Source organism: Enterobacter cloacae complex sp. P42RS, assembly GCF_014930595.1.
Lineage (GTDB): Bacteria > Pseudomonadota > Gammaproteobacteria > Enterobacterales > Enterobacteriaceae > Enterobacter > Enterobacter bugandensis.
In genome coordinates, this window is record NZ_JADBRK010000007.1 from 122,920 (window position 1) to 149,500 (window position 26,581).

Genomic DNA, 26,581 nt, shown 5'->3' on the forward strand with positions numbered 1-26,581 from the left:
TGAGGGCGTTGTTGTTCGTCAATACACCTACTTTGAGCCGGTTCACACTTTTCAATGAAAATTGCTAATCATTTTCACGATGAGCTAAGTAGACTGGCCGCCATTGACATTGAGGCACTCGTACTACATGGCTGAATTCGAAACCACTTTTGCAGATCTGGGCCTGAAGGCTCCTATCCTTGAAGCCCTTAACGATCTGGGTTACGAAAAACCATCTCCGATCCAGGCAGAATGTATCCCGCATCTGCTTTCTGGTCGTGACGTGCTGGGCATGGCCCAGACTGGTAGCGGTAAAACTGCAGCGTTCTCGCTGCCGCTGCTGAACAACATCGATCCGGACCTGCGTGCACCGCAGATCCTCGTCTTGGCTCCAACTCGTGAACTGGCTGTTCAGGTTGCTGAAGCAATGACGGAATTCTCTAAACATATGCGCGGCGTAAACGTGGTAGCCCTTTACGGCGGCCAGCGTTATGACGTGCAGTTACGCGCCCTGCGCCAGGGCCCACAGATTGTCGTCGGTACGCCAGGCCGTCTGCTGGATCACCTGAAGCGCGGTACTCTGGACCTCTCTAAACTGAGCGGCCTGGTACTGGATGAAGCAGATGAAATGCTGCGTATGGGCTTCATCGAAGACGTAGAAACCATCATGGCCCAGATCCCGGAAGGTCACCAGACCGCTCTGTTCTCTGCAACCATGCCAGAAGCGATCCGTCGCATTACCCGCCGCTTCATGAAAGAGCCGCAGGAAGTGCGTATTCAGTCCAGCGTGACCACTCGCCCGGACATCAGCCAGAGCTACTGGTCCGTGTACGGCATGCGCAAAAACGAAGCGCTGGTCCGTTTCCTGGAAGCGGAAGATTTTGATGCGGCGATTATCTTCGTGCGTACCAAAAATGCGACCCTGGAAGTGGCTGAAGCGCTGGAGCGTAACGGCTACAACAGCGCAGCGCTGAACGGCGACATGAACCAGGCCCTGCGTGAGCAGACTCTGGAGCGTCTGAAAGATGGTCGCCTGGATATCCTGATTGCAACCGACGTGGCAGCACGTGGTCTGGACGTTGAGCGTATCAGCCTGGTTGTAAACTACGACATCCCAATGGACTCCGAGTCTTACGTTCACCGTATCGGTCGTACCGGTCGTGCGGGTCGTGCGGGCCGTGCGCTGCTGTTCGTTGAGAACCGCGAGCGTCGTCTGCTGCGTAACATTGAACGCACCATGAAGCTGACCATTCCAGAAGCTGACCTGCCAAACGCAGATCTGCTGGGCAAACGCCGTCTGGAAAAATTCGCCGCGAAAGTACAGCAGCAGCTGGAAAGCAGCGATCTGGATCAGTACCGTGCGCTGCTGTCGCAGATTCAGCCTGTCGCTGAAGGCGAAGAGCTGGATATGGAAACCCTGGCTGCAGCACTGCTGAAAATGGCTCAGGGCGAACGTAGCCTGATCGTGCCACCTGATGCGCCAATGCGTCCTAAGCGTGAATTCCGTGACCGTGACGATCGTTTCGAACGTCGTGGCGACCGTAACGACCGTGGTCCACGCGGCGATCGTCCAGAGCGTGGTGGTGAAGACCGCCCACGTCGTGAACGTCGTGACGCAGGCGATATGGAACTGTACCGCATTGAAGTGGGCCGTGATGATGGTGTTGAAGTTCGTCACATCGTTGGCGCGATTGCTAACGAAGGCGACATCAGCAGCCGTTACATTGGTAATATCAAGCTGTTTGCATCCCACTCTACCATCGAACTGCCAAAAGGCATGCCGGGCGAAGTACTGCAGCACTTTACTCGCACCCGCATCCTGAACAAGCCGATGAACATGCAGCTGCTGGGCGATGCACAGCCACGTCCTGACCGCGGTGGCGAACGTCGTGGCGGTGGTCGCGGTTTCGGCGGCGAGCGTCGTGAAGGCGGTCGCAGTGAAGGTCGCGGTGGTGAAGGTCGTCGTTTCTCCGGCGAGCGCCGCGAAAGCCGTGGCCCACGTCGTGAAGAAGGCACCAGCCGTCGTCGTTTCGGTGACGCGTAAGCCTTTCGCTTCTGACGTAAAGTAAAATATACAGCCCCGATACATGCTATCGGGGCTTTTTTTATTCCCTTTGTACTCTTGTACTGGTACAGTGCGTCACACTAAAATGCAGAACCGCATAATTAACTGGAGAAAAGGCTGTATGGCGACACTAACCACCACCCAAACGTCACCTTCGCTGCTTGGCGGCGTGGTGATCATCGGCGGAACCATTATAGGTGCCGGGATGTTTTCCCTGCCCGTGGTCATGTCCGGTGCGTGGTTCTTCTGGTCGCTGGCCGCGCTGGTGTTCACCTGGTTCTGCATGCTGCATTCCGGCTTGATGATCCTTGAAGCGAACCTGAACTACCGCATTGGCTCCAGCTTCGACACCATCACCAAAGATCTGCTGGGCAAAGGCTGGAACCTGGTGAACGGCCTTTCCATCGCATTTGTGCTCTACATCCTGACCTACGCGTACATCTCAGCAAGCGGCTCGATTCTGCATCACACCTTTTCGGAGATGTCGCTGAACGTTCCGGCGCGTCTGGCCGGGCTTTGCTTTGCGCTGGGCGTGGCGTTTATCGTCTGGATGAGCACCAAAGCGGTGAGCCGCATGACGGCGATTGTGCTGGGCGCGAAGGTCATCACCTTCTTCCTGACCTTCGGCAGCCTGCTGGGGCACGTTACGCCCGCCACGCTGTTTAACGTCGCGGAAGTTAGGACCTCCTACACGCCGTATCTGCTAATGACCCTGCCGTTCTGTCTGGCGTCGTTCGGCTACCACGGCAACGTGCCGAGCCTGATGAAGTACTACGGCAAAGATCCGCGCACGATCGTGAAGTGCCTGGTCTACGGCACGCTGCTGGCGCTTGGGCTGTATGTGATTTGGCTGCTGGGGACAATGGGCAACATCCCGCGCCCGGAGTTTATCGGCATTGCGCAAAAGGGCGGTAACATTGACGTGCTGGTGCAGGCGCTGAGCGGCGTGCTGAACAGCCGCAGCCTGGATCTGCTGCTGGTGATCTTCTCTAACTTCGCGGTGGCGAGCTCTTTCCTCGGTGTGACGCTGGGCCTGTTTGACTACCTGGCGGATCTGTTTGGCTTTGACGATTCTGCGATGGGGCGTTTCAAGACGGCGCTTCTGACCTTCCTGCCGCCGATTGTCGGCGGTCTGCTGTGGCCGAACGGGTTCCTCTATGCCATCGGCTATGCAGGGCTGGCGGCCACCATCTGGGCGGCGATTGTGCCAGCGCTGCTGGCACGTAAATCACGTAAACGCTTCGGCAGTCCGAAATTCCGCGTCTGGGGCGGTAAACCGATGATTGCGCTGATCCTGGTATTTGGGGTGGGTAACGCGCTGGTCCACGTGCTGTCGAGCTTTAACCTGTTGCCTGTGTACCAGTAAACACATTGCCCGGTGGCGCTACGCTTACCGGGCCTACAGGGATCGCGTAGGCCGGATAAGGCGAAGCCGCCATCCGGCAAAAAACTACCCCACCAATTCTTCTTTCACCTGCATCGCCAGGTCAAACGAATGTAAACGCGCCTGGTGATCGAAAATCTGGCCGTTGACCATAATTTCATCCGCCTGCGTTTCACGCAGCACTGCTTCCAGCCCGTGACGCACTTTTGCCTTATCACCCACCAGCGACATGCTCAACGCCTGCTGCACGCCATACTGCTCGGAGGCCGACCACAGCTGATGCATATTTTCCACCGGAGGCGGCAACTGGCCCGTCTCGCCGCGGCGCAGCTTCACAAACGCCTGCTGCATAGAGGTAAACAGGAATTCCGCGTCGCGATTGCTGTCAGCGGCAATGATGTTGATACACACCATCGCGTACGGCTTCTCCAGACGCGCGGACGGTTTGAAGTTCGTACGGTAGAGGTGCAGCGCCTGATGCAGCATATCCGGCGCGAAGTGGGAGGCGAACGCGAACGGCAGCCCCAGCTGCGCGGCGAGCTGCGCGCTATACAGGCTTGAGCCTAACAGCCACACCGGGATCTTCTCGCCATAGCCCGGCACCGGGCGCACGTGCGGGTTCGGATCGCGCGCGTCGAACCAGTCCACCAGTTCCGCCACGTCGCGCGGGAAGTTATCGATATCGCCGCTCATATGGCGGCGCAGGGCGCGCATGGTCGGCTGGTCGCTGCCCGGCGCGCGGCCAAGCCCCAGGTCAATACGGCCCGGATAGAGGGTGTTCAGTGTCCCGAACTGCTCGGCAATCACCAGCGGGGCGTGGTTCGGCAGCATCACGCCACCGGAGCCAAGGTGTAAAGCGGTGGTATTCGCTGCCAGGTAGCCAATCAGCACCGATGTAGCGGCGCTGGCAATGCCGACCATGTTGTGATGTTCTGCCAGCCAGTAGCGGTGATAGCCACGCTTTTCGGCCAGCTGAGCCAGATCGAGAGAGTGCGTGAAGGCTTCTCTTGCCGAGGAGCCTTGTGGGATCGGCGCCAGATCCAGCACCGAAAACGGAAGGGTTTTGTCAGTCATAACAGCTCACTTTGTCGACGGTCAATCTTTAATACTGCATTAAAAAATGATAACCGTTGTTAACAAAGTGAGCCTTTTTTAGGCCTGAAGTTCCAGCCCGGCCAGACGTTTCCAGTAACCGTTGCAGTCGCTGTTTGCCGCCAGCGGCAGCGGCGACGCGCCGTTTTCGTTGGCGCGGAAGGCGTCCAGCATCGCGAAAACGCGGGTATCCAGCGGCGACAGGCGCACCATGTCCACCAGTCCGTCCATCGACGCCAGCTCGTTGCCGAGGTTATAGACGTAACCGCTCATGGTCTGAATGCCGTTCAGGACAAACACCTGCTGGTTCTCCTGCGACAGCATGCTGCGCCCGTTCGGGTACTTGATGCAGCAGGTTTCACATTCATCTTTCGGGCGGTCTTCCGATCGCGCGGTGAAGCAGCGGGCAGAGTAGGCCAGCGGCAGATGACCGTAGCTCAGCACTTCCACTTCGAACTGATGGCGAATGCCCAGTTCGTCGCACTGATTCAGCAGGTTTGCCAGCCAGTCACGGGAGAGCTCCACCGGCATGCACCAGCGGGTCATTCCCTGTTTGAGCAGCAGGCGCAGGGTGACGGCGTTATAGCAGTTCAGCGCATGGCCTGCGACAAACGGCAGCCTGCGTTCGGCGCACATGTTCACTACCCCCAGGTCGCTCGCCTCCAGCAGAAACTCACCGTTTTCGACGTAGCGCTTCAGCTCGCCCAGTTCGGACGAAGCCTGCACCAGCGCGAGCGTTGACAGCACCACCTGCTTGCCGCTCCCGGCCAGGCTTTTCGCCATCTCCAGCCAGTCGCCCACTTTGGTGGCGCGGCGTTTGCTGCACACTGCTTCACCGAGGTAAATCACATCGGCGCTGCTGGTGGCGGCCTGTTGATAAAAATCTTCCAGCGTCTCTTTTGGCCAGTAGTAGAGCACCGGCCCTAATGAATATTTCATGGTTATCTCACTGCCATTTACGGTGATACGCGCCCAGCGTGGTTTGCGTGCCTTCAGACATCGATCCGAGCGTCTCCATCCACGCCGCCTGTGGGGCGTAGTTCTGCGGGTCCGCCATGCAGCGGTCGATGGCCTGACGCCACACTTTCGCCACCTGGCTCACATAGGCCGGACTGCGCTGGCGACCTTCAATTTTCACCGAGGCAATATTGGCGGCCAGCAGCTCCGGCAGCAGCTCCAGCGTATTAAGGCTGGTGGGCTCTTCCAGCGCGTGGTAGCGCTCGCCGTCGACCAGGTAGCGGCCTTTGCACAGCGTCGGATAACCCGCGTTTTCACCGTCCTGATAGCGGTCGATCAGAACTTCATTCAGACGCGACTCCAGCCCCTGTGGGGTCTGCTGCCAGCGGACGAAGCGGGCAGGGGAGCAGGCCCCGACGGTATTCGGCGATTCACCGGTTAAGTAAGAAGAAAGATAGCAACGGCCTTCGGCCATGATGCACAGACTACCAAAGGCAAAAACCTCCAGCGGCACTGGCGTGACGCGCGCGAGTTGCTTAACCTGATGAATAGAGAGCACGCGCGGCAGCACCACGCGGGCGACGTCAAAGTGTTGATGGTAAAAACGCACCGCCTCTTCGTTGGTGGCAGATGCCTGAACAGAGACGTGGCGCTCAATATGCGGATAGCGTTCTGCTGCATACTCAAGCATGGCGAGGTCGGCCAGGATTAACGCATCGGCGCCCAGCTGTGCTGCCATATCCACCGCGCGCTGCCAGCGGGCGTAACCGTCAGGATGGGCAAACGTGTTGATGGCAATATGCAGCTTGCGGCGGTGCTGATGAACGAAGTTAACGGCTTCCTGAAGCTTTTTCTCCGTAAAGTTAAGGCCAGCAAAATGGCGGGCGTTGGTGTCATCCTTCAGCCCGATATAGACCGCATCGGCCCCATTCTCGATGGCCGCCTTAAGCGCCGGAAGGTTTCCGGCAGGGCAGAGCAGCTCCATAAATTATCCTGATGTAGTCGATAGCAAAATTGTTAACGAGCTGGGATTTTAATTAACCCATACGCGACAATTTTTGATTTAAGGCAGCTAATGGCGTATTGATGGCACCAATAATGGGGTACGTCCGACGATGGTTTGTTGATTTACGCCGCTATGTTCTGGAACGGATGTGGCAAAATAGCGGGACTATAGCTATCAGGGAGTAAAGCTCGTGCTGGATAAACTGCGTTCACGTCTCGTACAATTCGGTCCATCAATGCTGAGCGTGCCGGTCAGGCTGGCGCCGTTCGCGCTTAAACGTCAGGTGCTGGAGCAGGTCCTGAGCTGGCAGTTCCGCCAGGCGCTGCAGGATGGCGAGCTGGAATTCCTGGAAGGCCGCTGGTTGAGCATTGAGGTGCGTGACATCGGGTTGCGCTGGTTTACCTCCGTTGAGAATGACCAGCTGATCGTCCGTGAAATCGCCGAGGCGGACGTGAGCTTTAGCGCCAACGCCAGCGACCTGCTGATGATTGCCGCGCGTAAGCAGGACCCGGACACACTCTTCTTCCAGCGCCGTCTGGTGATTGAGGGCGACACGGAGCTTGGCCTGTACGTTAAGAATTTAATGGATGCCATTGAGCTGGAGCAGATGCCGAAAGCGCTGCGCGTGATGTTGATGCAAATGGCAGATTTCGTTGAGGCGGGGCTGAAATCCCCGCCGGACAGTAAACACACTTCAGTAGGTGAGCCATGCTGATTCGAGTCGAAATAGGGATTGATGCACCGGGTATCGATGCGTTATTACGCCGCGCTTTTGAGAGCGATGCGGAAGCCCAACTGGTCCACGATCTCCGTGAAGACGGCCTGATCACGCTGGGGCTGGTTGCCACCGATGACGAAGGTCAGGTTGTCGGCTATGTTGCCTTCAGCCCGGTGATCGTTCAGGGTGAAGATCTTCAGTGGGTGGGCATGGCACCGCTGGCGGTAGATGAAAACTACCGCGGGCAGGGCCTGGCGCGCCAGCTGGTCTATGAAGGGCTGGACTCGCTGAATGAGTTTGGTTATGCCGCCGTGGTCACGCTGGGCGATCCGGCGTTCTATGGCCGTTTAGGCTTCGAGCAGGCCGCGCATTACGATCTTCGCTGCCGCTGGCCGGGTACCGAATCCGCCTTCCAGGTGCATCGCCTGGCGGATGATGCCCTGAACGGCGTAAATGGTCTGGTGGACTACCACGACCATTTTAATCGCTTTTAATCAGGCTCTCGCGTAGCGCCTCAAAGGAGCCGTCTCCGGTCACGAGGCGCTCCTTCTGGCGCTTCGTTAGTTGCTTAATACGGTACTCCAGCCTGAGTGCCAGCGATCTGTCCCCCACGGCGGCAGAAAAAGCCAGTTGCAGTTCGCCTTTCCCCCGCAGCGCTTTTGCCCCTTTCCCCGTTTGATGTTGTAAAAAACGCCGCGCCACATCGGTGGTGATCCCGGTGTAGAGTGCGTTATCAGCGGTTCGGACAAGATAGAGAAACCAGCACACGGTAAACAGATTCAGTATGTTAAGGTGAACGCACCATAGCATGAGAGAGAACGAAAATGGAAACACTGGCCGCCATTAACCGCTGGCTGGCAAAGCAGCACGTCGTGACCTGGTGCGTATATAGCGAGGGCGATATGTGGTGCGCCAACGCCTTTTACTACTACGATCCTGAACGCGTCGCATTTTACGTCATGAGTGAGGACAAAACGCGGCATGCCCAGATGACCGGCCAGCAGGCAAAAGTGGCGGGCACGGTCAACGGCCAGCCCAAAACCGTCGCGCTGATCCGCGGCGTGCAGTTCAAAGGCGAAATTCGTCGTCTGGAAGGTGAAGAAAGCGACGCACAGCGTAAACGCTACACGCGCCGCTTCCCGGTTGCTGCTGCGCTAAAAGCCCCGGTGTGGGAAATCCGCGTTGATGAGCTGAAATTTACCGACAACACCCTGGGCTTTGGCAAAAAGCTTCACTGGCTACGCGCCGAGCAGGCGTAGCGCTTCGCGGTTAAACGCCGGGAGATCGTCCGGGGTCCGGCTGGTGATCAGCTGGTCGTTATCGTTGACCACCTCCTGATCGTAAAACTCGGCCCCTGCGTTTTTCAGATCGATAACGATCGGTTTCACCGCCGTAAGCTTACGCCCGCGGACCACTTCAGCGCTGATCAGCAGCTGCGGGCCGTGGCAGATGGCAAAGACCGGCTTGCCGGTGCCGACGAAGTCACGGGTAAAGGTGACGAAACGCTCGTCCCCGCGCAGGGAATCCGGTGAATGGCCGCCCGGTAACAGCAGGGCGTCGAAATCTGACGGGCTGACGTTATCGATGGACTCATCTATGGTCACGCTGGCTTCGCCCTTGTGGCCCTTCACGGTTTTACCCGCTTCTTTCTCAATGGTGATGACCTCGTGGCCTGCCTTGCGGAATGCATCAGCTGGCGACGTAAATTCTGAATCTTCAAACTCGTCGGTAATCAAGACTGCGATTTTTTTACCCATGCTTCCTCCGTTGTTTTCGCTTCAGACTGTTTTTTTCCCGTTTGTGGTAAATACTTACCGGTAACAGACTTTTAAGTGTGGTAGAGCAGGTCCAGATCGCAAACGGACAATTCTGTAAAGGGGATAAGATGAGTCAGGTACTGATTACCGGCGCAACCGGGCTGGTGGGTGGACATCTGTTGCGGTTGCTGATCCAGGACCGGCATATCAACTATATTGCCGCCCCGACGCGCCGCCCGCTGTTGGATATCACCGGCGTCTATAACCCGCACGATCCCCAGCTCACCGACGCGCTGGCGCAGGTGCAGGATCCTATAGATATCGCCTTTTGCTGCCTGGGCACGACGCGGCGTGAGGCGGGCAGTAAAGAAGCGTTCGTCCATGCGGACTACACGCTGGTGGTGGATACCGCCCTGACGGCGAAAAAGATGGGGGCAAAACATTTCCTGGTGGTGAGCTCGCACGGCGCCAGCACCGGCTCACCGTTTTTTTACAATCAGGTGAAGGGCAAAATGGAAGAGGCGCTGATTGCGCAGAAGTGGGAGCGCCTGACAATCGTGCGACCTTCCATGCTGATGGGCCACCGCGACGAACGGCGTTTTAACGAATCCTTCTTCGCCCCGCTGTTTCGCATCCTGCCGGGTAACTGGAAGTCCATCGAGGCACGGGACGTCGCGCAGGCGATGCTGAAAGAGGCGCTGGCACCGTCGCAGGAGGGCGTCAATATCATCCCTTCGGCAAAACTGCGTGAAATCGCGCAGGGCGAGGCGTAAACTTCTCCGGCTTATTAAATAACACTCTCCGGGGAATGGTATGACTGGTCAGTCTTCATCTCAGGCGGCAACACCTGTCCAATGGTGGAAGCCCGCACTCTTCTTTCTCGTGGTCATCATTGGCCTCTGGTATGTGAAATGGCAGCCGTACTACGGCAAAGCTTTCACCGCCGCCGAAACGCACAGCATCGGTAAATCTATACTCGCTCAGGCTGATGCCAGCCCGCTGAAGGCGGCATGGGATTACGCCATGGTCTACTTCCTGGCGGTGTGGAAAGCTGCCGTCTTAGGGGTAATCCTGGGATCGCTGATTCAGGTACTTATTCCACGAAACTGGCTGGTGAAAACACTCGGGCAGCCGCGCTTTCAGGGCACGCTGCTGGGGACGATTTTCTCTCTGCCGGGCATGATGTGCTCCTGCTGTGCCGCACCGGTAGCGGCGGGTATGCGCCGCCAGCGCGTATCCATGGGCGGTGCGCTGGCATTCTGGATGGGGAACCCGCTGCTCAACCCGGCGACGCTGGTGTTTATGGGCTTTGTGCTCGGCTGGCATTTTGCCGCTATCCGTCTGGTTGCCGGGCTGCTGACGGTGCTGGTGGTGGCGACGCTGGTACAAAAACTGGTGAAGGATACTGCCGTCGAACCCGCAGCCGTTGAACTGGACGTCAGCGAACCGCAGGGCGGTTTCTTCACTCGCTGGGGTAAGGCGTTGTGGCAGCTTTTCTGGAGCACCATTCCGGTCTATATCCTGGCGGTACTGGTTCTGGGCGCGGCGCGCGTCTGGCTCTTCCCGCATGCGGATGGCGCAATCGACAACACGCTGATGTGGGTGATTGCGATGGCCGTTGCAGGCTGCCTGTTTGTGATCCCCACGGCGGCAGAAATTCCGATTGTCCAGACCATGATGCTGGCCGGTATGGGTACCGCACCGGCGCTGGCGCTGCTTATCACCTTGCCGGCAATCAGCCTGCCGTCGCTCATCATGCTGCGTAAGTCTTTCCCGGCGAAAGCGCTGTGGCTGACGGCGGGGCTGGTGGCGTTGAGCGGAGTGATGGTGGGGAGTATTGCATTGATGTAAAAAAAGCCCGGTGGCGCTCGCGCCTACCGGGCCTTTAGTCAGACGTGGATTACTTAATGTAGGTAAACGCGGTGGTGACGTGCTTCACGCCGCTCACCCGGCTGGCGATATCCGCCGCCGCTTTCCCTTCACGATCGGTCACCAGACCCAGCAGGAACACTTCACCGTTTTCGGTCGTTACCTTCACGTTTGAGGATTTCACCTGGTCTGAACCCAGCAGCTGGGAGCGGACTTTGGTGGTGATCCAGGTGTCAGACGACGCGGTGCCCAGACTGATTGGCTGACCCTGGCGGATTTCATTGAAGACTTCCGTGGTGCCCTCAACGCCCATTGCGATCTGCTTCGCGCGGCTGGAGAGTTCGGTATTCGGTGCCTGACCCGTCAGCAGGACTTTGCCCTGATAAGCCGTCACGTTGATACGCGCTTCTTTCTTGATTTGTTCGTCTTTCGACAGCGCACTGTTGACCCGCAGCTCCAGCGTACCGTCATCCACCTGCGTTCCCACAGAGCGCGGATCGGTCGCCGCTTTGGTGCCTACTGCGGCAGTACCCACAACGGCCGCAGCAATACATCCCTGAAGCAGTAATGCAGACATAAGGACTGCGAGGGTCGATAAAGCCTTCATAAAAACTCCTTAATCATCCTGGTGAGGGAAAAGCGTGTTATCGATCAAATCGCATAAGCAGTTCACCGTGAGCATATGCATCTCCTGGATACGTGCGCTACGGTGAGACGGAATGCGGATTTCCACATCCTGCGGCCCGAGCAGACCCGCCAGCTCACCGCCGTCATAGCCGGTTAAGGCGACGATGGTCATGTCGCGGGTAACGGCGGCTTCAACGGCTTTGACGATGTCCCGGCTGTTGCCGCGCGTGGAGATCGCCAGCAGCACATCGCCGGCATGCCCCAGGGCGCGCACCTGCTTTGCGTAAATTTCGTCATGCAGACGATCGTTAGCAATCGCTGTTAAGACCACATTATCGGTATTAAGTGCAATGGCAGGTAAACTCGGGCGTTCGGTTTCAAAACGGTTAATCATGCTGGCAGCAAAATGCTGTGCGTTGGCGGCTGAGGTTCCGTTGCCACAACAGAGGATTTTGTTGCCGTTAAGCAGGGATTGCACCAGCGTCATTGCAGCGCGAGAGATCGCGTCCGGAAGGGCTTCCGCCGCGGCAATCTGAGTCTGGATGCTTTCTGTGAAGCACACTTTAATTCTTTCGAGCACGTTATCCCTTTTAAATCTTAATTATGCGTCTTCGCCAAAAGCGTTTTTAAGCCATTCGATCTCATTTCCGGTGAAGGCTATCACATCGAAACGGCAATCCACAGTATCAAAGCTCCCATTATGGCGGGCAAGCCACAAGTGGGCAGTCTGTAATAATTTATGTTGTTTGGCGAGCGTCACGCTGGCGGCAGCACCGCCAAAACGGGAAGACTGTCGAAAGCGGACTTCTACAAACACAATCACCTGACCGTCTTTCATGATCAGATCAATTTCGCCGCCGCGCCCGCGGACGTTGGCGGCGATAAAGCGCAGTCCTTTGCCTTCGAGCCAGCGACGCGCTTTTAACTCCCACGCATCGCCGGTCTCTTTACGGCTTAACTGGCCGGGACGATTTGCCCCTGCTGGTATTTGAGCCATGATAACTTCCTGTTAATCACACAGTCCTGAGTGGCGGTCAGATCGCCGGTGTTGCCGTTAAGCTCAAAGCCCGGTACCTGACGCATCTGGGTAAAGTGGTTTGCCAGCGCCCACGCATCAACACCCATCGCATACAGACGCGCCAGAGAGTAGTCGTTACGTACGGAGCTTAGCGCCTGCTGCATCAGCGCCGGGTTGCTGCCCGCCAGCATCGGGATTTCGCTGTACTGCAGGCCGTCCATTTCCAGACGGAAATCCGGGCCTGCGGTGCCCTGTGCGCTGCGGGAGCTGGCGTAGAGCGTTGCGCCGCTCTGGCTGCCGTTACGCATCGCGATCATCGGCTTGATAAAGGCGATCTCCTGCGGCGTGGCAACGATATAGGCCGCATCCACTTTACCACCACCGCTTATCTGCGCGTCGGTTGGCGGGGCAGGGATGGTCAGGCCGCCAATGGTCACGCTCTGCTGCTGCGGCAGGCTGGCGGAAACCGGACTGCCGTTAAGCGCGATACCCGCTCCACCGTTAACGCCCGCACGCAGTTCAGAGACGGAACCGAATTTCTGCTGCAGCACGATGCCGCCGCCCAGCTTCTGCCACTCGTCGGCAAAAGCATTAGCCACGCGATCGCCCAGCGTACTGCGCGGGATCAGCAGCAGCGGGGCCTGTTTACCCTGCTCGTGGATATGACGTGCCGCATCGCGGGCTTCATCTTCCGGAGAGAGTGCGAAGTAGCAAATATTGGCCCGGTTCTGAACTTGTTCCGGCTGGTTGAGCGCCAGTACGTTCAGCGTGGTATTGCTCTTCATCAGCTCTTCCACGTTGTTTTTCAGCAGCGGGCCGACAACGATGCTTGCCCCGTCCTGCTGAACCTGCGCCAGCACCTGGTCAAGCGGCTTCGAACTGGTGTCGTAGATTTTCAGCTCAGCGCCAGGGTTCGCGCTGGCGGTCGCCACGGCCTGCGGCTGAGCGGCAGGTTGTGATGCTGGTTGTGCCGGCTGCTGTTGAGGCTGTTCTGCCGTTGCCTCTGGTGCAGGCGTCGCTTGTGCCTCAGCCGGAGCCTGTGCTGCTGGTGCTGCCGTCGCTGGAGGGGTAGTCGGTGCGGTAACCGGATTTTGCATTGTACCCTGCGCCGGGGTTTGTGCGGTGGTCAGGTCACTGGTCTCGGCGGCAGAGGGACTGACAACGTCGTTCACGTTGGCCGCCTGCGCTGCCTGCACCGGAACCGCACTGCCCGTTACCGGCGTGGTGCCGTTTTTCGCCGCTTCAAAGCCCTGTTGAATCGTACGGCCAAACACTGCCGCCTGGCCATTCAGCGGCAGAAGCAGCGCAATTTTGCTTGTCGACGCAGGCTTAAAGTTCTGCACATTCACCAGTTGGGTTGGCAGCATTTTTGCGCCCGGGTTCTGCGGGTAACGGGTCTGCCAGTCGGTAATACCGGCTTTCAGCATTTTTGGATCGCTGCGGTTGTTAAACCACATCTGCTGCAGATCAAGCCAGCCCTGAAGCACGTTTTCGTCCGCGTTAATGACCAGCGCCTTTGCCTGATCCTGGGTCATCGAGGCAAGCGCCTGCCAGGTGGCATCAATATTTTTCTGCTTGTCGGCACCGGCGAGCAGCGGCTCCTGGGCAATCAAGGCACGCAGGAGCGTCAGGGAAGGGCGTCCCTGCTCAGCGGTAATGCCCGCCTGCCAGAAGCGCGCCTGCTGGTTTTTATCCAGCGCGCTCAGGTCGATGCCCCCCAGGATCTTTTTCGCGCCATCATAATCTTTCTGCGCGACCTTCAGCTCGGCAGAGAGCAGGCTCTGCTCAAGTTGCTGAGTATCGTTAAGCTCTTTCGGCAGTTGGCCGAACAGCTCGGCAGCCTGCTGGGTTTTGCCCTCTTTCAGCAGTGCACGAATGGCGAGTAATTGCCAGTTGATCCTGGTATCATTTGTACTCTGCGACATTTGTTGCAGATAAAAGCCAGAATCAGCCTGAGCGGAGCCCTGAAGATGGGCGGTGCTCTGGTCAGGTGCCTGGGTGCCACAGCCTGCAAAAATCAGGGCTGCGAGCAGCAGCGGCACGCTGCGCGTGGCTTTTTTTCGAAGAAACGTTAACGGTACCATACTGTATCCAGTGATTTTTTTTACGCAATGCTCAATATTAAATCGGCAATACGGACGAAACAATGAAACAACACGAAACGGCAGATAATTCTCAAGGCCAGCTTTATATTGTACCTACTCCTATCGGGAATTTGTCTGATATTACCCAACGTGCGCTGAACGTATTGCAAGCTGTTGATTTAATTGCCGCTGAAGACACCCGCCACACCGGTTTACTGCTGCAACATTTCGCGATTAACGCCCGTTTGTTTGCCCTGCACGATCACAATGAGCAACAAAAAGCCGAAACGCTGGTGGCGAAGCTCAAAGAGGGGCTGAACATCGCGCTGGTCTCTGACGCCGGGACGCCGCTGATTAACGATCCTGGCTACCATCTGGTGCGCACCTGTCGCGAAGCCGGTATTCGCGTGGTACCCCTGCCGGGGCCGTGCGCCGCGATTGCTGCATTGAGCGCCGCAGGTTTGCCGTCTGACCGTTTCTGCTATGAAGGCTTCCTCCCTGCCAAATCCAAAGGCCGTCGCGATGTATTAAAGGAACTGGAAGCCGAGCCGCGTACCCTGATCTTCTACGAATCCACGCACCGCCTGCTGGAAAGCCTGGAAGATATGGTCACCGTCTGGGGCGAATCCCGCTACGTGGTGCTGGCGCGCGAGCTGACCAAAACCTGGGAAACCATTCACGGCGCGCCAGTCGGTGAACTGCTGGCGTGGGTGAAGGAAGACGAAAACCGCCGCAAAGGCGAAATGGTACTGATTGTCGAAGGGCATAGGGCGGAAGAGGATGCCCTGCCTGCTGATGCGCTGCGCACGCTGGCGCTGCTCCAGGCGGAACTGCCGCTGAAGAAAGCGGCGGCATTAGCGGCAGAGATCCACGGCGTGAAGAAAAATGCGCTGTATAAGTATGCGCTGGAGCAGCAGGGGGAGTAAGCCAGATGAGCCGCTATCAGCCTCCTTTCACCATCACACCCTTTATCCTCAATCAGGTGGTTGAGATTGGTGAGCTATTAGGACATTGGGCGGCACATTCAGGTCGAACTTCTCCGCTACTCCGTAAAGAGAACCGTATTCGAACCATTCAGGCCTCGCTAGCCATTGAACATAACTCGCTGACGACAGGGCAGGTGACGGCAATCATGGATGGCAAACGCGTACTTGCTCCTGAAAAAGATATTCAGGAAGTACGCAACGCTATCCTGGCATATGAGAAATTGCCCGAATGGAAGCCCTGGAAGCTCAACGACTTACTCAGTGCACACCGATTATTGATGAAGGGTCTGGTCGATCATCCCGGAACGCTCAGAAATGGGGACGTAGGGGTGTACCGTGGAAACCAGTTAGTCCACATGGCTCCGCCAGCCTCACAGATGAACCGTCTTATCGACGATCTTCTTGCCTGGCTTAAGCAAACCGATCTTCACCCGCTGATTGTCAGCTCGGTATTTCATTACGAGTTTGAGTTTATTCATCCCTTTTCGGATGGAAATGGCCGCATGGGGCGGCTGTGGCAAACGTTGATCTTAAGCCAGTGGCGCGCCGAACTTGCATGGCTGCCCGTTGAGACGCTCATTCACTTCCAGCAAGCGCGCTATTACCAGATTTTAGGGCAATGCGATCGGGCCAGTGATTGCACGGCATTCGTGGAATTTATGCTGCAAAATATGACCGAAGCTTTGCGGGAAGGCATAGGTATGTCGTCCATCATGTCGGAAAAAATGTCGGAAGAACTGTCGGAAAAGGAAAAGTCCATCCTTGAGCTTCTTACCGTTCAGCCGCAAATGACTGCGGTAATGTTGGCCTCTGCACTGGGCGTGGCTTCCCGCACTGCGGAACGTTATCTCCATTCTTTGCAAACAAAAGGTAAATTAAAACGCCTGGGGGCAAGGAAAGGGGGAAGCTGGCAGGTCATACGCTGACCTGCGTCGTTTGCTAAACCGTAATGATCTCGGTGCCCGTTTTACCCAACAGTTCTTTTTCGTGTTTTCCGATCCCATCATCCGTAATCACACAGTCGATTTTTTCCATCGGCAACACCTGGTTGAACCCGCGCCGGTTGAACTTGCTGGCGTCCAGCACGGCAATCACCTTATGCGCGGCGGCAGCCATAACGCTGCTAATCGAATAGCCTTCATTGAACGTTGTAATGCCGTTGGTGGCATCAATACCGTCCGCGCCGACAAACATCAGATCCGCGCTTATCCCGGTCAAAGAGCGCTCGGCGATGGTGCCATGCATAGAGTGCGTTTTATGGCGCACGGTACCGCCGCAGACCACGAGCGTAATATCTTTATTTTCCGAGAGGGCAAACGCGGCAGGCAGGCTGTTGGTAATGACGGTGATATTGGCTTTTTTGGTGAGTGCTTCGGCGATGAGCATGGTGGTGCTACCGCTATCGAGAATGATCGTCATCCCTTCTTCAATCATTGCCGCTGCAGCCTGTGCGATCCGCTTTTTCGGGTCGCTCGCCAGCTGATAACGATCCTCCAGTACCACTTCCTGATTTTCGCTTTCCGCCAGGCTGCTGCCGGGTCTTGCTGCACCACCGTGAAAACGCGTGACCAATCCTTTCTCTTCCAGCAGGCGCAGATCTGTTCGAATCGTTACTTCTGAAATGCCAAACATATTCGACAGATCCAGCACCATGACACTGCCCTGAGCGTTGACGAGGTCAACGATTTTATTACGTCGCTCAAATGAGTTCATATTGAAATGCCTGATAATTAACTGCCTCTATTCTAATCGAAGGTATGCGAAAGGTGTACGGTAATATTCGAAAGTAAATGTGAGCCAGCTCAGGTTGCTGGCTCGAAGCACTACGCGAAGCGCAGCATGATTTTGCCCTGCATTGGCGCACCGTTGAGTCCTTGCACGGCCTGAGCAAAGCTATCGCAATTGCCGGTATGAGCAATAAGGGGCTTTAGCTGTAGTTTTTTCTCTGTGAGAAGGCGCGCCGCGGTTTCCCATTCTTCACCCGGCCACGGGGCCGAATAATTCATCCAGCTTCCCAGAAGCGTCAACTCCTTACGCAGTATCTTGCCAAATGTCGCCGCAGGTAAGTTCAGGTCGTGATGCAGCGTACCCACCAGAGCGACCTGGGCGCGCGGCCCTGAGATATCAATGGCGAGCGTAACGGTTTGCGGTGTGCCAGCAGTCTCAAGAACCAACTGATCAAACGGGTTGTCGCTCAAGGCGTTGAAGATGTCCTCTGCGGCCAGAGAGCGGCTATTAAACACCTGAGTTGCCCCCAGCGCTGTTGCCAGCGCGAGCTTATCGTCGTTGATGTCAACCGCGGTAACACTGTTGGCGCCTAATGCCAGCGCACACTGCATCGCCAGCAGGCCGATCGTTCCTGCGCCGACAATGATGACGTTCTTACCCTCGCAGCCGGAAGCGAGATGAAATGCGTGTAGCCCTACGGTTATGGGCTCAATAAATGCGCCATCTTCAATTGCCATCTCTGCAGGAAGGCGGAACAGGTTTGCGCGCTTCACCACGATATATTCCGCGTTACCGCCTTCGCTACGAGATCCGACAAACTGATACTGCTTGCAGAGCGAGTAGTAGCCTTTTTCGCACGCCGGACAGGAGAAGCAGGGCAGTAATGGCACGCAGGCAACCGGATCGCCTGCCTTGAGGTCGTGCACTTCGGCACCACAGGCTTCGACATGACCGCTAAATTCATGTCCCAGGGTGATGGGATAATAATGTGCCCCTCCGGCAAAAATTCGCGGGATATCGGAGCCACATAATCCTGAGCAGGCAATACGCACCTGCACATCATCCGCAGCCTGTATGTGAGGGATTGGACGTTCTTCAACGCGCACGTTGCCCTCAGCGTGAATTACAACTGATTTCATATTCACTCCAGAAAAAGAGGGGGAGCATGGCTCCCCGGGGATCAAGACATCGTCTGGCTTTGCGGGTTAGCGGCGTTCTTTTCTGCCGCGTTAAACACATGGGCACGTCGCCAGGTGAGCAGGACGCCGGTGACGTAAATTGCACCAATCACGATGAACCCCACCAGGTTTTGCCAGGTGAAAAATTGGATGAGCAGCCAGGTGATGGGTGAACCGCCCTGGTCCATAGAGGCCACCAGCCCGCCAGCTTTTAATGCGCCAGCATTTTGCGCAAGCTGGGTGTGGAGGCCGATGGTCTGGGTCGCAATCCACAGCGTAATGCCCATAATGATGACGCCAGAGATAAGCGTGCGGAACAGGTTGCCCTGATGCACCGCGACCGCCATCGCCACAAAAAAGCCGATGGTGGCAAGGTCACCGAACGGCAACACCTGGTTGCCCGGCACCAGAACAGCAATCAGGATGGTAAGCGGGATGAAAATCAGGCTGGCGGAGACGACGGACGTATGGCCCAGCAGCAGCGCCGGATCGAGACCGATTAAGAACTCCTGCCCACCAAACTTCGCCTGCAGACGTTTACGGGCATGTTTAGCAATCGGCGTCAGGCCGTCCATAATCGGTTTGATTACGCGCGGCATCAGCAGCATCACGGCGGCGGTTTTCACGGCCAGTTGGAGAACGGATTTGGCGTCGTAGCCTGCCAGCATGCCAATCGCCAGTCCCATCACAAACCCAACCGTGACCGGTTCGCCAAACGGGCCAAAGCGTTTTTGCACATCGTCAGCGCTAAAATGAATACGCTTAAGACCTGGGATTTTATCGATAATCGTATCGACCAGAACGGCGATCGGACCGAGGTAAGCTGACGAGCCGTGAGGGATGGCAATCCCTTCCAGACCGAAGAAGTCCCGCGTGTCTTTGGCAAACCAGTCCCCCAGCTTGTAAACAAACGCGGCGTGCACCACAACGCCCAGGATCCCCAGCCAGTAAGAGCCGGTTGCCAGGTGCAGCATCGCACCGGTGAAGGTCATGTGCCAGATGTTCCAGATATCGACGTTCACCACCCGCGTCATCCGCGTCACCAGCATGACAACGTTGACGCCAATCGCAACAGGGATTGCGATAAGTGCAATCTGTGATGCCCAGGTCATTGGGGATGAACCTGGCCAGCCGACATCCACCACGTGCAGGTTAATCTGGAACTGCTCAGCCATCGCTTTGGCCGCCGGGCCGATGGAGTCAAGCATCAGGCCGATAACCAGCCCGATCCCGACGAAGCCAATGCCGATATGTAGGCCGGATTTAAAGCAATCGCCCAGCTTCATCCCCAACAGCTTAGAGAAGATGATGATGACGATTGGCAGCATTACGGTTGGCCCCAGATCGAGGATGTACCGCATGATTTCGGTAAACATGTTCTTACCCCTCGAGGATGGTCAGAATTTTTTGCTGCAGGGCTTCGATGCCGACGCCGGATACAAACGGCATGCCATGCACCACAGGGATGTCGCCAAAGGCTCTGTCAACTTTCGCCGTGGTACAAATCAGGTCTGCACCGTCCATATAGGTTTCGATTTCAGTCACCCTGCACTGGACCAGATCCAGCTCAATGTGGTGGGCTTCACACAGTTCTTTGATCTCTTCTGCTGCCATGGTTGAGGTGGCGACAGCACCGCCACAGGCAACAATAACTTTGCGTTTCATAGGGCACTCCTTTTTTTAATTATCAGTATGTTATGAAGCCTGGGCACAGACGACAGGCTCAAGGATCGTCTCCCGGAAACGATCGGCCAGGCGCTCTGCGGGCGCAGCCAGCAGCATGTCCAGCGTATCCGGGTTTTGTAGCTCACTGAAAAGGCGGCGCAGCAATTTCATTTGCGCCGCAGGGTTTTCAACGATTAACGCGATGATGAGTGAGACGGCGACCTCGCCATCATCATCGGCCTGCTGAAAATGCACCGGTTTGTCCGGACGAATCAGGTAAATCGCGGGGTGTTTCGCATGTACGGCTTCGCAGTGCGGAATAGCGACCGCATGGCGTTCAAGGGCAATGCCGGTGGGGTAGTTCATCTCCCTTTCCAGAAGGGCGGCAGGGTAGGTGGCGTGTACAACACCGTTAGCCAGCATCTCCTCGCCAATATGCGCCAGCGCCTGCTGGCAGGTTTCAAACACAATTCCGGTACGGACAAAAACGTGACTCATACACTCTCCGGCATCAGACGGGTTCAGGGGTGCAGCCAAATCGATAGGCGCGTAATACATCCTGTATTTTGTCGATGATGAGATTTTGCGGTGTTGCGGCGATCTCATTCATCGACAATCGTTCGAACTGGACGGGCATAAACTGGCTGATCAGCCCCAGAGGCAAGGAGGTTGCGCTCAGATTAGCGATTAACTTCTCAACGCTCTGGCGAATGCGCGGGTGCGGCCAGTAGTAGCGAATGCGATCGGACAGGCTAAAGTGAATATCCACCATTGCCTGGCTCCAGGTAGGGCGGTAGTACTTTTTCCAGTAATCCGGCTCGTTCAGCATGACTTCGTCGATCACGTCAAGCACATGGCTGCGTTGCTCAGGGGCGATGAGGGCCTTCTCCATTTGTGCGAGGGCAAAAATGGCTTCTCGCAGGGCAAAGGTAAGCGCCGGGCCGACTTTCAGGATCGCGAAGTGATCGCGAACCAAAGCGCGATAGGCCTGACGAGTCTGATAGTCCGTTGAATGCGCCTCATAGACCATGGGTGTCTGGCGGATCCAGCCGGAAAGCGCCTCTGCCGCGTGCGGCTGATAGTGAATAATTTGCGTATGGTCGAATTCCACGCCGGGTTGCACAACTAACGCAATCACACGCGTCATCGCCTCGTTCAGACCGAGCGCGGCAAAGGCCTCACGATGCGTTTCCAGCGTCTGCGCGGCATCTTCGACACGGGTAACATGAACGCTGTTAATACTGCTGGCTTCACCGCCGGGAACGGGAACCTCAGTACCAATCACGTAGGTTAGCGCCGTTTTTTGTTCTTCAGTGGCTGTCTCTTCTGCGGCTTTGCACAGTCGGGCAGCACGCTGTGCCACCCTCCCTGGCGGGAGTGGGACAGGATCGTCAGTACAGGACATCGAGGCGTCCAGGTGGATCTTGCTAAATCCTGCCGCGACATAGGCTTTGATCAATGCGATAGATTTCTCCATCGCCGCGTCTGCCGGTTCGTTTTGCCAGCAGTTTGGCCCCAGATGATCGCCACCCAGGATCAAACGTTCATGCGGAAAGCCCACCTCGTTGGCGATCTTCAGAACAAAATCACGGAAATCAGCGGGTTTCATACCGGTGTAACCGCCGAACTGGTTCACCTGATTTGAAGTAGCTTCAATTAGTACCTTGTTGTCGGTATGCAGATCGAACCGTAATGCGGCTTCGATAACCAGCGGGTGCGCTGAACAGACAGAACAAATACCGAGATGCTCTCCCGCCTTATGGCGGGCAATAATATCTTTCACATTTCCTCCGGGTCAGGACTTTAGAGTTTTCCTTCACAACCACAATCGTTAATGACTTTGCGCACCACCTCTTTCATGGCACGTTTGGCGGGCACCATGTAATGTCGCGGGTCACTGGTTTCGGGATGTGAAGCGAGATAGGTTTTCAGCGCATTCGAGAAGGCGATTTTGAGTTCTGTGGCAACGTTGACCTTGCAAATACCGAGGCGAATGGCCTGACGGATATCGGCCGTAGATAAACCTGAAGCGCCGTGCAGCACCAGCGGGATATCGACCTGATTGCGGATCTCTGCCAGACGTTCAAAATCAAGTTTCGGCGTGGCAGTGTAGAGGCCGTGCGCGGTACCGATGGCGACGGCCAATGAGTCGATATCCGTTAATTCAACAAATTCGCGTGCCTGTTGCGGGTTGGTGTAAAGCGCGTCTTTGCTGTCGACGACCAGGTCATCCTCCTGACCGCCAAGACGGCCAAGTTCAGCCTCCACGCTAACGTCGTAACGGTGGCAGTAGTCTGTCACTTTCTTCACCAGCGCGACGTTTTCAGCGAATGGATAATGCGATCCGTCGATCATCGCCGAGCGGATCCCGCTCTGGATTTTCTGCGCAATATCGTCGAAATCTTCGTGATGATCGAGGTGGATCGCCAGTGGCTGGTTGTACGTTTTGGCCAGATCGCTGGCGATGGCGACCACGTTCCCGGTTCCGGCATAGCTAAACGTACCGGGTGTACCCGCGACGATCAGGGGGGAGCGCATTTCAGAGGCCGTTTCAACGACCACCTGCAGCGTTTCGAGATTATGAATATTGAATGCCGGTACGGCGTACCCTTCGCGCTGTGCTTTTAACAGCATCGCTTTCGACGATATGATGAACATCTTTCCTCCGAAACCTTTCGTTTTGTTTATGCGAAAGACAATATAGGGTTTCGGAATGTTGTTTTGTGATTGCCATCTTAAAAATGAAAGAATCGAAATGAAAGGCAAGGATGTGAAAGAAATGAAAGCAAAAAAAAGCATGGCCGAAGCCATGCTAAGCGAGGTTTACAGCAAACTCACGTCACCGGCGCCGGGTTAAACACCGCCAGCTGGTTATGCAATCCCCACTGGTCCGAGAAAGTTTTCTTCCTCCCGCTCGCTACGTCCAGAATAAAATGGAACAGCTTCCAGCCCACGTCCTCAATACTCTCTTCCCCGGTGGCGATGGTGCCCGCGTTGATATCCATTAAGTCATACCAGCGGTTTGCCAGCTCGGTGCGCGTCGCCATCTTGATCACCGGGACCGCCATCAGCCCGTACGGCGTGCCGCGCCCGGTGGTAAAGACCTGCACTGTAATACCGGAGGCCACCTGCTGGGTGCCGCACACAAAATCGCTGGCAGGTGTTGCCGCATAAATAAGGCCGCGCCTGGTTGGCCGTTGGCCCGGAGAGAGCACTTCCACAATCGCGCTCTGGCCGGATTTGGCAATCGAACCGAGGGCTTTTTCCACCACGTTCGCCAGGCCGCCTTTCTTGTTGCCCGGCGAAGGGTTGGCGCTGCGGTCCGTTTTGCCCATATCAAGATAATTATCGTACCAGGCCATCTCCTCCAGCAGGCGTTTGCCCACCTCTTCGTTGACTGCGCGCGGCGTCAGCAGATGGATGGCGTCACGCACTTCGGTTACCTCGGAGAACATCACCGTGGCGCCGCAGCGAACCAGCAGATCGGACGCATAGCCCACTGCCGGGTTGGCCGTCACGCCGGAAAACGCATCGCTGCCGCCGCATTGTGTTCCCACCACCAGTTCCGACGCCGGACACGTTTCGCGCTGGCGGCGGTTGAGTTTGTCCAGATGATGCTCTGCTACCTGCAAAATATCGTCGACCATTGAACGAAAACCAACGTGGCGCTCGTCCTGCAGGCGCACGATGCTGGCGCCGTCAGCCGGGATGGCTTTGACATCTTCGGTGCCCTGCAGCAGGCGCTCTGGCTGCAATTTTTCACAGCCGAGGCCAATAACCATCACCTCGCCGCCAAAGTTCGGATTCAGGGCGATATTGTGGATAGTACGGATCGGCACGACCGCCGCGGGCGCATTGATCGCTACGCCGCAGCCGTACAGGTGGTTAAGACCCACTACGCCGTCGACATTCGGGTACTTTGGCAGCAGATTGCGTTCTATGATTTTCACCACGTAATCCACCACGCCCGCCACGCAGTGCACGCTGGTGGTAATGCCGAGCAGGTTTTTGGTGCCGACGCTACCGTCCGCATTGCGGTAGCCTTCAAAGGTATAGCCCTCCAGCGGCGGCAAAGCTTCAGGAACGCGGGTCGCCAGCGGAAGCGTATTCAGCGGCGGTGCTTCTGGCAGCGCCACCAGCGACTCCTCAATCCAGCTACCCTGCGGGATAGCGCTTACCGCATAGCCGATGACTTCGCCGTAGCGTACGATTTCACCGTGGGCAGGAATATCGACCAACGCGACCTTGTGCCCCTGCGGAATATGCTCAATCAGCTCCAGCCCGTCCGGGAAGCGGGTGCCTGCTTTTAAGCCATTGTCGTTGACAATAATCGCCACGTTATCCGTATCGTGAACCTTAATATAAAACGCCGTCGGGGGTGCCTCTCTAATTGCAATATCGGTCATTATTCACTCTTCTCCGGCAAAGTTTCAGCTATGAAAAATAACTCGTTGGATAATCGTTTTCTTAACGTAGAAATAAAGCATGTCAGGAGAAGAAAAGTGAAAATGTGATCGCGATCGTTTCAGGCGGACTAATCCTTGATTCTGTGCATTAGCGCCCACTGCTTTGTGCATATGCTCAAAATAGCATTGAGATGTAACGCAATACTTGAGCATCAAAACAATGTGCTGACGTGTAGAGCCGATTATACTGAATGACGATTTTATAACGCCACCATTCAGTCAGAGAAATAAATATAAAGAATCTGTTCTGGAATAAATATTACTGGCGAAAACTGCGGAATTAAAAAAGGGTTAAGTGATGAATAACGATATTTTCCCGAATAAGTTTAAAGCTGCCCTCGCGGCGCACCAGATTCAGATTGGCTGTTGGTCCGCGCTGGCAAACCCTATCAGCACCGAAGTGTTAGGTCTGGCCGGATTCGACTGGCTGGTGCTGGACGGCGAACACGCGCCGAACGATATCAGCACCTTTATTCCGCAGCTGATGGCGCTGAAAGGTAGCCCCAGCACTCCGGTGGTGCGCGTGCCAACTAACGAGCCGGTGATTATCAAGCGTCTGCTGGATATCGGTTTCTACAATTTCCTGATCCCGTTTGTGGAAACGGAAGAACAGGCGGCGCTGGCCGTGGCCTCAACGCGCTATCCGCCGGAAGGGATCCGCGGCGTCTCGGTATCGCACCGCGCCAACATGTTTGGCACCGTGCCGGACTATTTCGCCCAGTCCAATAGCAACATCACTATTCTGGTTCAGATTGAAAGCCAGCAGGGCGTTGATAACGTCGATGCGATTGCAGCCACAGACGGCGTGGACGGTATCTTCGTCGGTCCAAGCGATCTGGCTGCGGCGTTTGGGCATCTGGGCAACGCCAGCCACCCGGACGTACAGCGCGCAATACAGCACATCTTTGCCCGCGCCAAAGCGCACGGCAAACCGTGCGGCATTCTGGCGCCGGTTGAAGCCGATGCTCGCCGCTATCTGGAGTGGGGAGCCACGTTCGTTGCCGTCGGCAGCGACCTCGGCGTGTTCCGCTCAGCGACGCAGAAATTAGCGGACGCTTTTAAAAAATAACCATCATTGAGGAAACAGATTATGACGCTGAAAGTGGGTTTTATTGGTCTTGGGATCATGGGTAAACCAATGAGTAAGAACCTGATTAAAGCGGGTTACTCACTGGTGGTATCCGATCACAATCCACAGTCTGTGGCTGAGGTGATGGCGGCGGGCGCGGAAACAGCTACTACCCCTAAAGCCATTGCTGAGCAGTGCGATGTCATCATCACCATGCTGCCAAATTCCCCTCACGTCAAAGAGGTCGCGCTTGGGGAGAACGGCATCATCGAGGGTGCGAAGCCGGGCCTGGTGCTGATTGATATGAGCTCTATTGCCCCGCTCGCGAGCCGTGAAATCAGCGAGGCGTTAAAAGCGAAGGGCGTAGAGATGCTGGATGCGCCCGTCAGCGGCGGCGAGCCGAAAGCCATCGACGGTACCCTGTCGGTGATGGTGGGCGGCGATAAGGCCGTGTTCGACAAATACTATGACCTGATGAAAGCGATGGCAGGCTCCGTAGTGCATACCGGAGACATTGGCGCGGGCAACGTTACCAAGCTCGCGAACCAGGTGATTGTGGCGCTGAACATTGCCGCCATGTCTGAAGCGCTGACGCTGGCAACGAAGGCGGGCGTCAATCCGGACCTGGTTTATCAGGCAATCCGTGGCGGTCTGGCGGGCAGTACGGTGCTGGATGCCAAAGCGCCGATGGTGATGGATCGTAATTTCAAACCCGGTTTCCGCATTGATCTGCACATCAAAGATCTGGCGAACGCGCTGGATACGTCTCACGGCGTGGGTGCACAGCTACCGCTGACCGCTGCGGTTATGGAGATGATGCAGGCGCTGCGTGCGGATGGCCTGGGTACGGCCGATCACAGCGCGATTGCGTGCTACTACGAAAAACTGGCGAAGGTGGAAGTGGCGCGTTAATAGCATCTTGCCCGCACCTGA

29 protein-coding genes are annotated in these 26,581 nt (G+C 56.4%); 12 read left to right on the plus strand and 17 right to left on the minus strand.

Translation table 11 applies throughout. From position 1 onward, the window contains the following. The first annotated feature begins 54 nt into the window (after positions 1 to 54). From yrbN to mtr, 3 genes are all read left to right on the plus strand, one after another. The gene (yrbN, locus tag IM314_RS22130; RefSeq protein WP_100122156.1) at positions 55 to 135 is read left to right on the plus strand and encodes a protein YrbN; all 81 of its coding nucleotides are present in this window, start codon (positions 55 to 57) and stop codon (positions 133 to 135) included. Next, complete coding sequence (locus IM314_RS11815; protein WP_041907893.1) at positions 128 to 2,023, plus strand: DEAD/DEAH family ATP-dependent RNA helicase; 1,896 nt, start codon at positions 128 to 130, stop codon at positions 2,021 to 2,023. The genes yrbN and IM314_RS11815 overlap by 8 nt, the downstream gene beginning before the upstream one ends. A 142-nt stretch (positions 2,024 to 2,165) precedes the next feature. Further along, positions 2,166 to 3,410, plus strand: coding sequence for a tryptophan permease (gene mtr, locus IM314_RS11820; protein ID WP_193359016.1), 1,245 nt, complete (start codon positions 2,166 to 2,168; stop codon positions 3,408 to 3,410). A gap of 84 nt (positions 3,411 to 3,494) precedes the next feature. Here the strand turns inward: mtr and IM314_RS11825 are convergent, their stop codons facing one another. The 3 genes from IM314_RS11825 to IM314_RS11835 all read right to left on the minus strand — a co-directional run bounded on the left by IM314_RS11825 (position 3,495) and on the right by IM314_RS11835 (position 6,462). After that, positions 3,495 to 4,502 carry a luciferase-like monooxygenase gene (locus tag IM314_RS11825; protein WP_193359015.1) on the minus strand — a complete coding sequence of 336 codons (1,008 nt, stop codon included), beginning with the start codon at positions 4,500 to 4,502 and terminating at the stop codon, positions 3,495 to 3,497. A 78-nt stretch (positions 4,503 to 4,580) separates the two neighbouring features. Beyond that, positions 4,581 to 5,459 carry a U32 family peptidase gene (locus IM314_RS11830; protein WP_045630722.1) on the minus strand — a complete coding sequence of 293 codons (879 nt, stop codon included), beginning with the start codon at positions 5,457 to 5,459 and terminating at the stop codon, positions 4,581 to 4,583. A 7-nt stretch (positions 5,460 to 5,466) separates the two neighbouring features. Further along, positions 5,467 to 6,462, minus strand: coding sequence for a peptidase U32 family protein (locus IM314_RS11835; protein ID WP_014885366.1), 996 nt, complete (start codon positions 6,460 to 6,462; stop codon positions 5,467 to 5,469). Positions 6,463 to 6,673: 211 nt separating this feature from the next. Between IM314_RS11835 and IM314_RS11840 the strand changes: the two genes are divergently transcribed. Together IM314_RS11840 and IM314_RS11845 are read left to right on the plus strand one after the other, a co-directional pair. After that, positions 6,674 to 7,198: an SCP2 domain-containing protein gene (locus IM314_RS11840; protein WP_041907898.1), complete on the plus strand. Its 525-nt coding sequence runs from the start codon at positions 6,674 to 6,676 to the stop codon at positions 7,196 to 7,198. Then, positions 7,192 to 7,695 (plus strand): GNAT family N-acetyltransferase, encoded by a 504-nt coding sequence (locus tag IM314_RS11845; RefSeq protein WP_028014540.1) that lies wholly within the window; start codon positions 7,192 to 7,194, stop codon positions 7,693 to 7,695. The genes IM314_RS11840 and IM314_RS11845 overlap by 7 nt, the downstream gene beginning before the upstream one ends. On the opposite strand, the gene IM314_RS11850 is transcribed toward IM314_RS11845, so the two are convergent. Then, positions 7,682 to 8,011, minus strand: a complete 330-nt coding sequence (locus IM314_RS11850; RefSeq protein ID WP_045260079.1) for a GIY-YIG nuclease family protein — start codon at positions 8,009 to 8,011, stop codon at positions 7,682 to 7,684. The two genes, IM314_RS11845 and IM314_RS11850, sit on opposite strands and share 14 nt — an antisense overlap. A 14-nt stretch (positions 8,012 to 8,025) precedes the next feature. Here IM314_RS11850 and IM314_RS11855 point away from each other — a divergent pair, with 14 nt between their 5' ends. Beyond that, positions 8,026 to 8,460 carry a YhbP family protein gene (locus tag IM314_RS11855; RefSeq protein ID WP_193359014.1) on the plus strand — a complete coding sequence of 145 codons (435 nt, stop codon included), beginning with the start codon at positions 8,026 to 8,028 and terminating at the stop codon, positions 8,458 to 8,460. Here IM314_RS11855 and IM314_RS11860 read toward each other — a convergent pair. Beyond that, complete coding sequence (locus tag IM314_RS11860; protein WP_193359013.1) at positions 8,440 to 8,958, minus strand: type 1 glutamine amidotransferase domain-containing protein; 519 nt, start codon at positions 8,956 to 8,958, stop codon at positions 8,440 to 8,442. The genes IM314_RS11855 and IM314_RS11860 overlap by 21 nt on opposite strands. Positions 8,959 to 9,086: 128 nt before the next feature. Here IM314_RS11860 and IM314_RS11865 point away from each other — a divergent pair, with 128 nt between their 5' ends. Both IM314_RS11865 and IM314_RS11870 read left to right on the plus strand, forming a co-directional pair. Continuing rightward, positions 9,087 to 9,731, plus strand: a complete 645-nt coding sequence (locus tag IM314_RS11865; RefSeq protein WP_193359012.1) for an NAD(P)H-binding protein — start codon at positions 9,087 to 9,089, stop codon at positions 9,729 to 9,731. A 40-nt stretch (positions 9,732 to 9,771) separates the two neighbouring features. Then, positions 9,772 to 10,809: a permease gene (locus tag IM314_RS11870; protein WP_028014535.1), complete on the plus strand. Its 1,038-nt coding sequence runs from the start codon at positions 9,772 to 9,774 to the stop codon at positions 10,807 to 10,809. A gap of 49 nt (positions 10,810 to 10,858) precedes the next feature. On the opposite strand, the gene dolP is transcribed toward IM314_RS11870, so the two are convergent. Genes dolP through IM314_RS11890 form a run of 4 tightly spaced genes read right to left on the minus strand, consistent with a single transcriptional unit; the run spans position 10,859 to position 14,556 of the window. Then, positions 10,859 to 11,434, minus strand: coding sequence for a division/outer membrane stress-associated lipid-binding lipoprotein (dolP, locus tag IM314_RS11875; RefSeq protein ID WP_028014534.1), 576 nt, complete (start codon positions 11,432 to 11,434; stop codon positions 10,859 to 10,861). Between the two features lie 9 nt (positions 11,435 to 11,443). Then, a complete protein-coding gene (diaA, locus tag IM314_RS11880) occupies positions 11,444 to 12,034 on the minus strand; it encodes a DnaA initiator-associating protein DiaA (RefSeq protein ID WP_003861754.1) in 591 nt (196 codons plus the stop codon). Positions 12,035 to 12,055: 21 nt separating this feature from the next. Continuing rightward, positions 12,056 to 12,451 carry a YraN family protein gene (locus tag IM314_RS11885; RefSeq protein ID WP_028014533.1) on the minus strand — a complete coding sequence of 132 codons (396 nt, stop codon included), beginning with the start codon at positions 12,449 to 12,451 and terminating at the stop codon, positions 12,056 to 12,058. Further along, positions 12,409 to 14,556, minus strand: a complete 2,148-nt coding sequence (locus IM314_RS11890; RefSeq protein ID WP_041907908.1) for a penicillin-binding protein activator — start codon at positions 14,554 to 14,556, stop codon at positions 12,409 to 12,411. The genes IM314_RS11885 and IM314_RS11890 overlap by 43 nt, the downstream gene beginning before the upstream one ends. A 62-nt stretch (positions 14,557 to 14,618) precedes the next feature. Here IM314_RS11890 and rsmI point away from each other — a divergent pair, with 62 nt between their 5' ends. After that, on the plus strand, positions 14,619 to 15,482 hold the full coding sequence (gene rsmI / locus IM314_RS11895; protein WP_193359011.1) for a 16S rRNA (cytidine(1402)-2'-O)-methyltransferase: 864 nt from the start codon (positions 14,619 to 14,621) through the stop codon (positions 15,480 to 15,482). A gap of 5 nt (positions 15,483 to 15,487) precedes the next feature. Further along, on the plus strand, positions 15,488 to 16,468 hold the full coding sequence (locus tag IM314_RS11900; protein ID WP_193359010.1) for a Fic family protein: 981 nt from the start codon (positions 15,488 to 15,490) through the stop codon (positions 16,466 to 16,468). 13 nt (positions 16,469 to 16,481) lie between these two features. Here IM314_RS11900 and IM314_RS11905 read toward each other — a convergent pair whose 3' ends face one another. From IM314_RS11905 to garD, 8 genes are all read right to left on the minus strand, one after another. Further along, entirely contained in the window at positions 16,482 to 17,255 is a 774-nt protein-coding gene (locus IM314_RS11905) for a DeoR/GlpR family DNA-binding transcription regulator (RefSeq protein ID WP_048956693.1), read from the minus strand. A gap of 110 nt (positions 17,256 to 17,365) precedes the next feature. Next, positions 17,366 to 18,409: a galactitol-1-phosphate 5-dehydrogenase gene (gene gatD, locus IM314_RS11910; protein ID WP_048956691.1), complete on the minus strand. Its 1,044-nt coding sequence runs from the start codon at positions 18,407 to 18,409 to the stop codon at positions 17,366 to 17,368. A 41-nt stretch (positions 18,410 to 18,450) separates the two neighbouring features. Beyond that, positions 18,451 to 19,824 carry a galactitol-specific PTS transporter subunit IIC gene (locus tag IM314_RS11915; RefSeq protein WP_193359009.1) on the minus strand — a complete coding sequence of 458 codons (1,374 nt, stop codon included), beginning with the start codon at positions 19,822 to 19,824 and terminating at the stop codon, positions 18,451 to 18,453. A 4-nt stretch (positions 19,825 to 19,828) separates the two neighbouring features. After that, positions 19,829 to 20,113 (minus strand): PTS galactitol transporter subunit IIB, encoded by a 285-nt coding sequence (gene gatB / locus IM314_RS11920; RefSeq protein WP_021242240.1) that lies wholly within the window; start codon positions 20,111 to 20,113, stop codon positions 19,829 to 19,831. A 30-nt stretch (positions 20,114 to 20,143) separates the two neighbouring features. Then, positions 20,144 to 20,611, minus strand: a complete 468-nt coding sequence (gatA, locus tag IM314_RS11925) for a PTS galactitol transporter subunit IIA (protein ID WP_104950031.1) — start codon at positions 20,609 to 20,611, stop codon at positions 20,144 to 20,146. Positions 20,612 to 20,624: 13 nt separating this feature from the next. Then, the gene (gene gatZ / locus IM314_RS11930) at positions 20,625 to 21,896 is read right to left on the minus strand and encodes a tagatose-bisphosphate aldolase subunit GatZ (protein WP_193359008.1); all 1,272 of its coding nucleotides are present in this window, start codon (positions 21,894 to 21,896) and stop codon (positions 20,625 to 20,627) included. A 20-nt stretch (positions 21,897 to 21,916) separates the two neighbouring features. Beyond that, complete coding sequence (locus tag IM314_RS11935) at positions 21,917 to 22,771, minus strand: tagatose bisphosphate family class II aldolase (RefSeq protein ID WP_193359007.1); 855 nt, start codon at positions 22,769 to 22,771, stop codon at positions 21,917 to 21,919. A gap of 176 nt (positions 22,772 to 22,947) precedes the next feature. Next, the gene (gene garD, locus IM314_RS11940) at positions 22,948 to 24,519 is read right to left on the minus strand and encodes a galactarate dehydratase (protein WP_193359006.1); all 1,572 of its coding nucleotides are present in this window, start codon (positions 24,517 to 24,519) and stop codon (positions 22,948 to 22,950) included. Between the two features lie 358 nt (positions 24,520 to 24,877). Between garD and garL the strand changes: the two genes are divergently transcribed. Together garL and garR are read left to right on the plus strand one after the other, a co-directional pair. Next, a complete protein-coding gene (gene garL / locus IM314_RS11945) occupies positions 24,878 to 25,648 on the plus strand; it encodes a 2-dehydro-3-deoxyglucarate aldolase (RefSeq protein ID WP_028014520.1) in 771 nt (256 codons plus the stop codon). 21 nt (positions 25,649 to 25,669) lie between these two features. Next, a complete protein-coding gene (gene garR / locus IM314_RS11950) occupies positions 25,670 to 26,560 on the plus strand; it encodes a 2-hydroxy-3-oxopropionate reductase (protein WP_041907938.1) in 891 nt (296 codons plus the stop codon). Positions 26,561 to 26,581 lie beyond the last annotated feature (21 nt).

Bases quoted from the DNA above. Each gene is read 5' to 3' on its own strand.
- yrbN (WP_100122156.1), top strand. From the start codon at position 55: ATGAAAATTGCTAATCATTTTCACGATGAGCTAAGTAGACTGGCCGCC.
- IM314_RS11815 (WP_041907893.1), top strand. From the start codon at position 128: ATGGCTGAATTCGAAACCACTTTTGCAGATCTGGGCCTGAAGGCTCCT.
- mtr (WP_193359016.1), top strand. From the start codon at position 2,166: ATGGCGACACTAACCACCACCCAAACGTCACCTTCGCTGCTTGGCGGC.
- IM314_RS11825 (WP_193359015.1), bottom strand. From the start codon at position 4,502: ATGACTGACAAAACCCTTCCGTTTTCGGTGCTGGATCTGGCGCCGATC.
- IM314_RS11830 (WP_045630722.1), bottom strand. From the start codon at position 5,459: ATGAAATATTCATTAGGGCCGGTGCTCTACTACTGGCCAAAAGAGACG.
- IM314_RS11835 (WP_014885366.1), bottom strand. From the start codon at position 6,462: ATGGAGCTGCTCTGCCCTGCCGGAAACCTTCCGGCGCTTAAGGCGGCC.
- IM314_RS11845 (WP_028014540.1), top strand. From the start codon at position 7,192: ATGCTGATTCGAGTCGAAATAGGGATTGATGCACCGGGTATCGATGCG.
- IM314_RS11850 (WP_045260079.1), bottom strand. From the start codon at position 8,011: ATGCTATGGTGCGTTCACCTTAACATACTGAATCTGTTTACCGTGTGC.
- IM314_RS11855 (WP_193359014.1), top strand. From the start codon at position 8,026: ATGGAAACACTGGCCGCCATTAACCGCTGGCTGGCAAAGCAGCACGTC.
- IM314_RS11860 (WP_193359013.1), bottom strand. From the start codon at position 8,958: ATGGGTAAAAAAATCGCAGTCTTGATTACCGACGAGTTTGAAGATTCA.
- IM314_RS11865 (WP_193359012.1), top strand. From the start codon at position 9,087: ATGAGTCAGGTACTGATTACCGGCGCAACCGGGCTGGTGGGTGGACAT.
- IM314_RS11870 (WP_028014535.1), top strand. From the start codon at position 9,772: ATGACTGGTCAGTCTTCATCTCAGGCGGCAACACCTGTCCAATGGTGG.
- dolP (WP_028014534.1), bottom strand. From the start codon at position 11,434: ATGAAGGCTTTATCGACCCTCGCAGTCCTTATGTCTGCATTACTGCTT.
- IM314_RS11885 (WP_028014533.1), bottom strand. From the start codon at position 12,451: ATGGCTCAAATACCAGCAGGGGCAAATCGTCCCGGCCAGTTAAGCCGT.
- IM314_RS11890 (WP_041907908.1), bottom strand. From the start codon at position 14,556: ATGGTACCGTTAACGTTTCTTCGAAAAAAAGCCACGCGCAGCGTGCCG.
- rsmI (WP_193359011.1), top strand. From the start codon at position 14,619: ATGAAACAACACGAAACGGCAGATAATTCTCAAGGCCAGCTTTATATT.
- IM314_RS11900 (WP_193359010.1), top strand. From the start codon at position 15,488: ATGAGCCGCTATCAGCCTCCTTTCACCATCACACCCTTTATCCTCAAT.
- IM314_RS11905 (WP_048956693.1), bottom strand. From the start codon at position 17,255: ATGAACTCATTTGAGCGACGTAATAAAATCGTTGACCTCGTCAACGCT.
- gatD (WP_048956691.1), bottom strand. From the start codon at position 18,409: ATGAAATCAGTTGTAATTCACGCTGAGGGCAACGTGCGCGTTGAAGAA.
- IM314_RS11915 (WP_193359009.1), bottom strand. From the start codon at position 19,824: ATGTTTACCGAAATCATGCGGTACATCCTCGATCTGGGGCCAACCGTA.
- gatB (WP_021242240.1), bottom strand. From the start codon at position 20,113: ATGAAACGCAAAGTTATTGTTGCCTGTGGCGGTGCTGTCGCCACCTCA.
- gatA (WP_104950031.1), bottom strand. From the start codon at position 20,611: ATGAGTCACGTTTTTGTCCGTACCGGAATTGTGTTTGAAACCTGCCAG.
- IM314_RS11935 (WP_193359007.1), bottom strand. From the start codon at position 22,771: ATGTTCATCATATCGTCGAAAGCGATGCTGTTAAAAGCACAGCGCGAA.
- garD (WP_193359006.1), bottom strand. From the start codon at position 24,519: ATGACCGATATTGCAATTAGAGAGGCACCCCCGACGGCGTTTTATATT.
- garL (WP_028014520.1), top strand. From the start codon at position 24,878: ATGAATAACGATATTTTCCCGAATAAGTTTAAAGCTGCCCTCGCGGCG.
- garR (WP_041907938.1), top strand. From the start codon at position 25,670: ATGACGCTGAAAGTGGGTTTTATTGGTCTTGGGATCATGGGTAAACCA.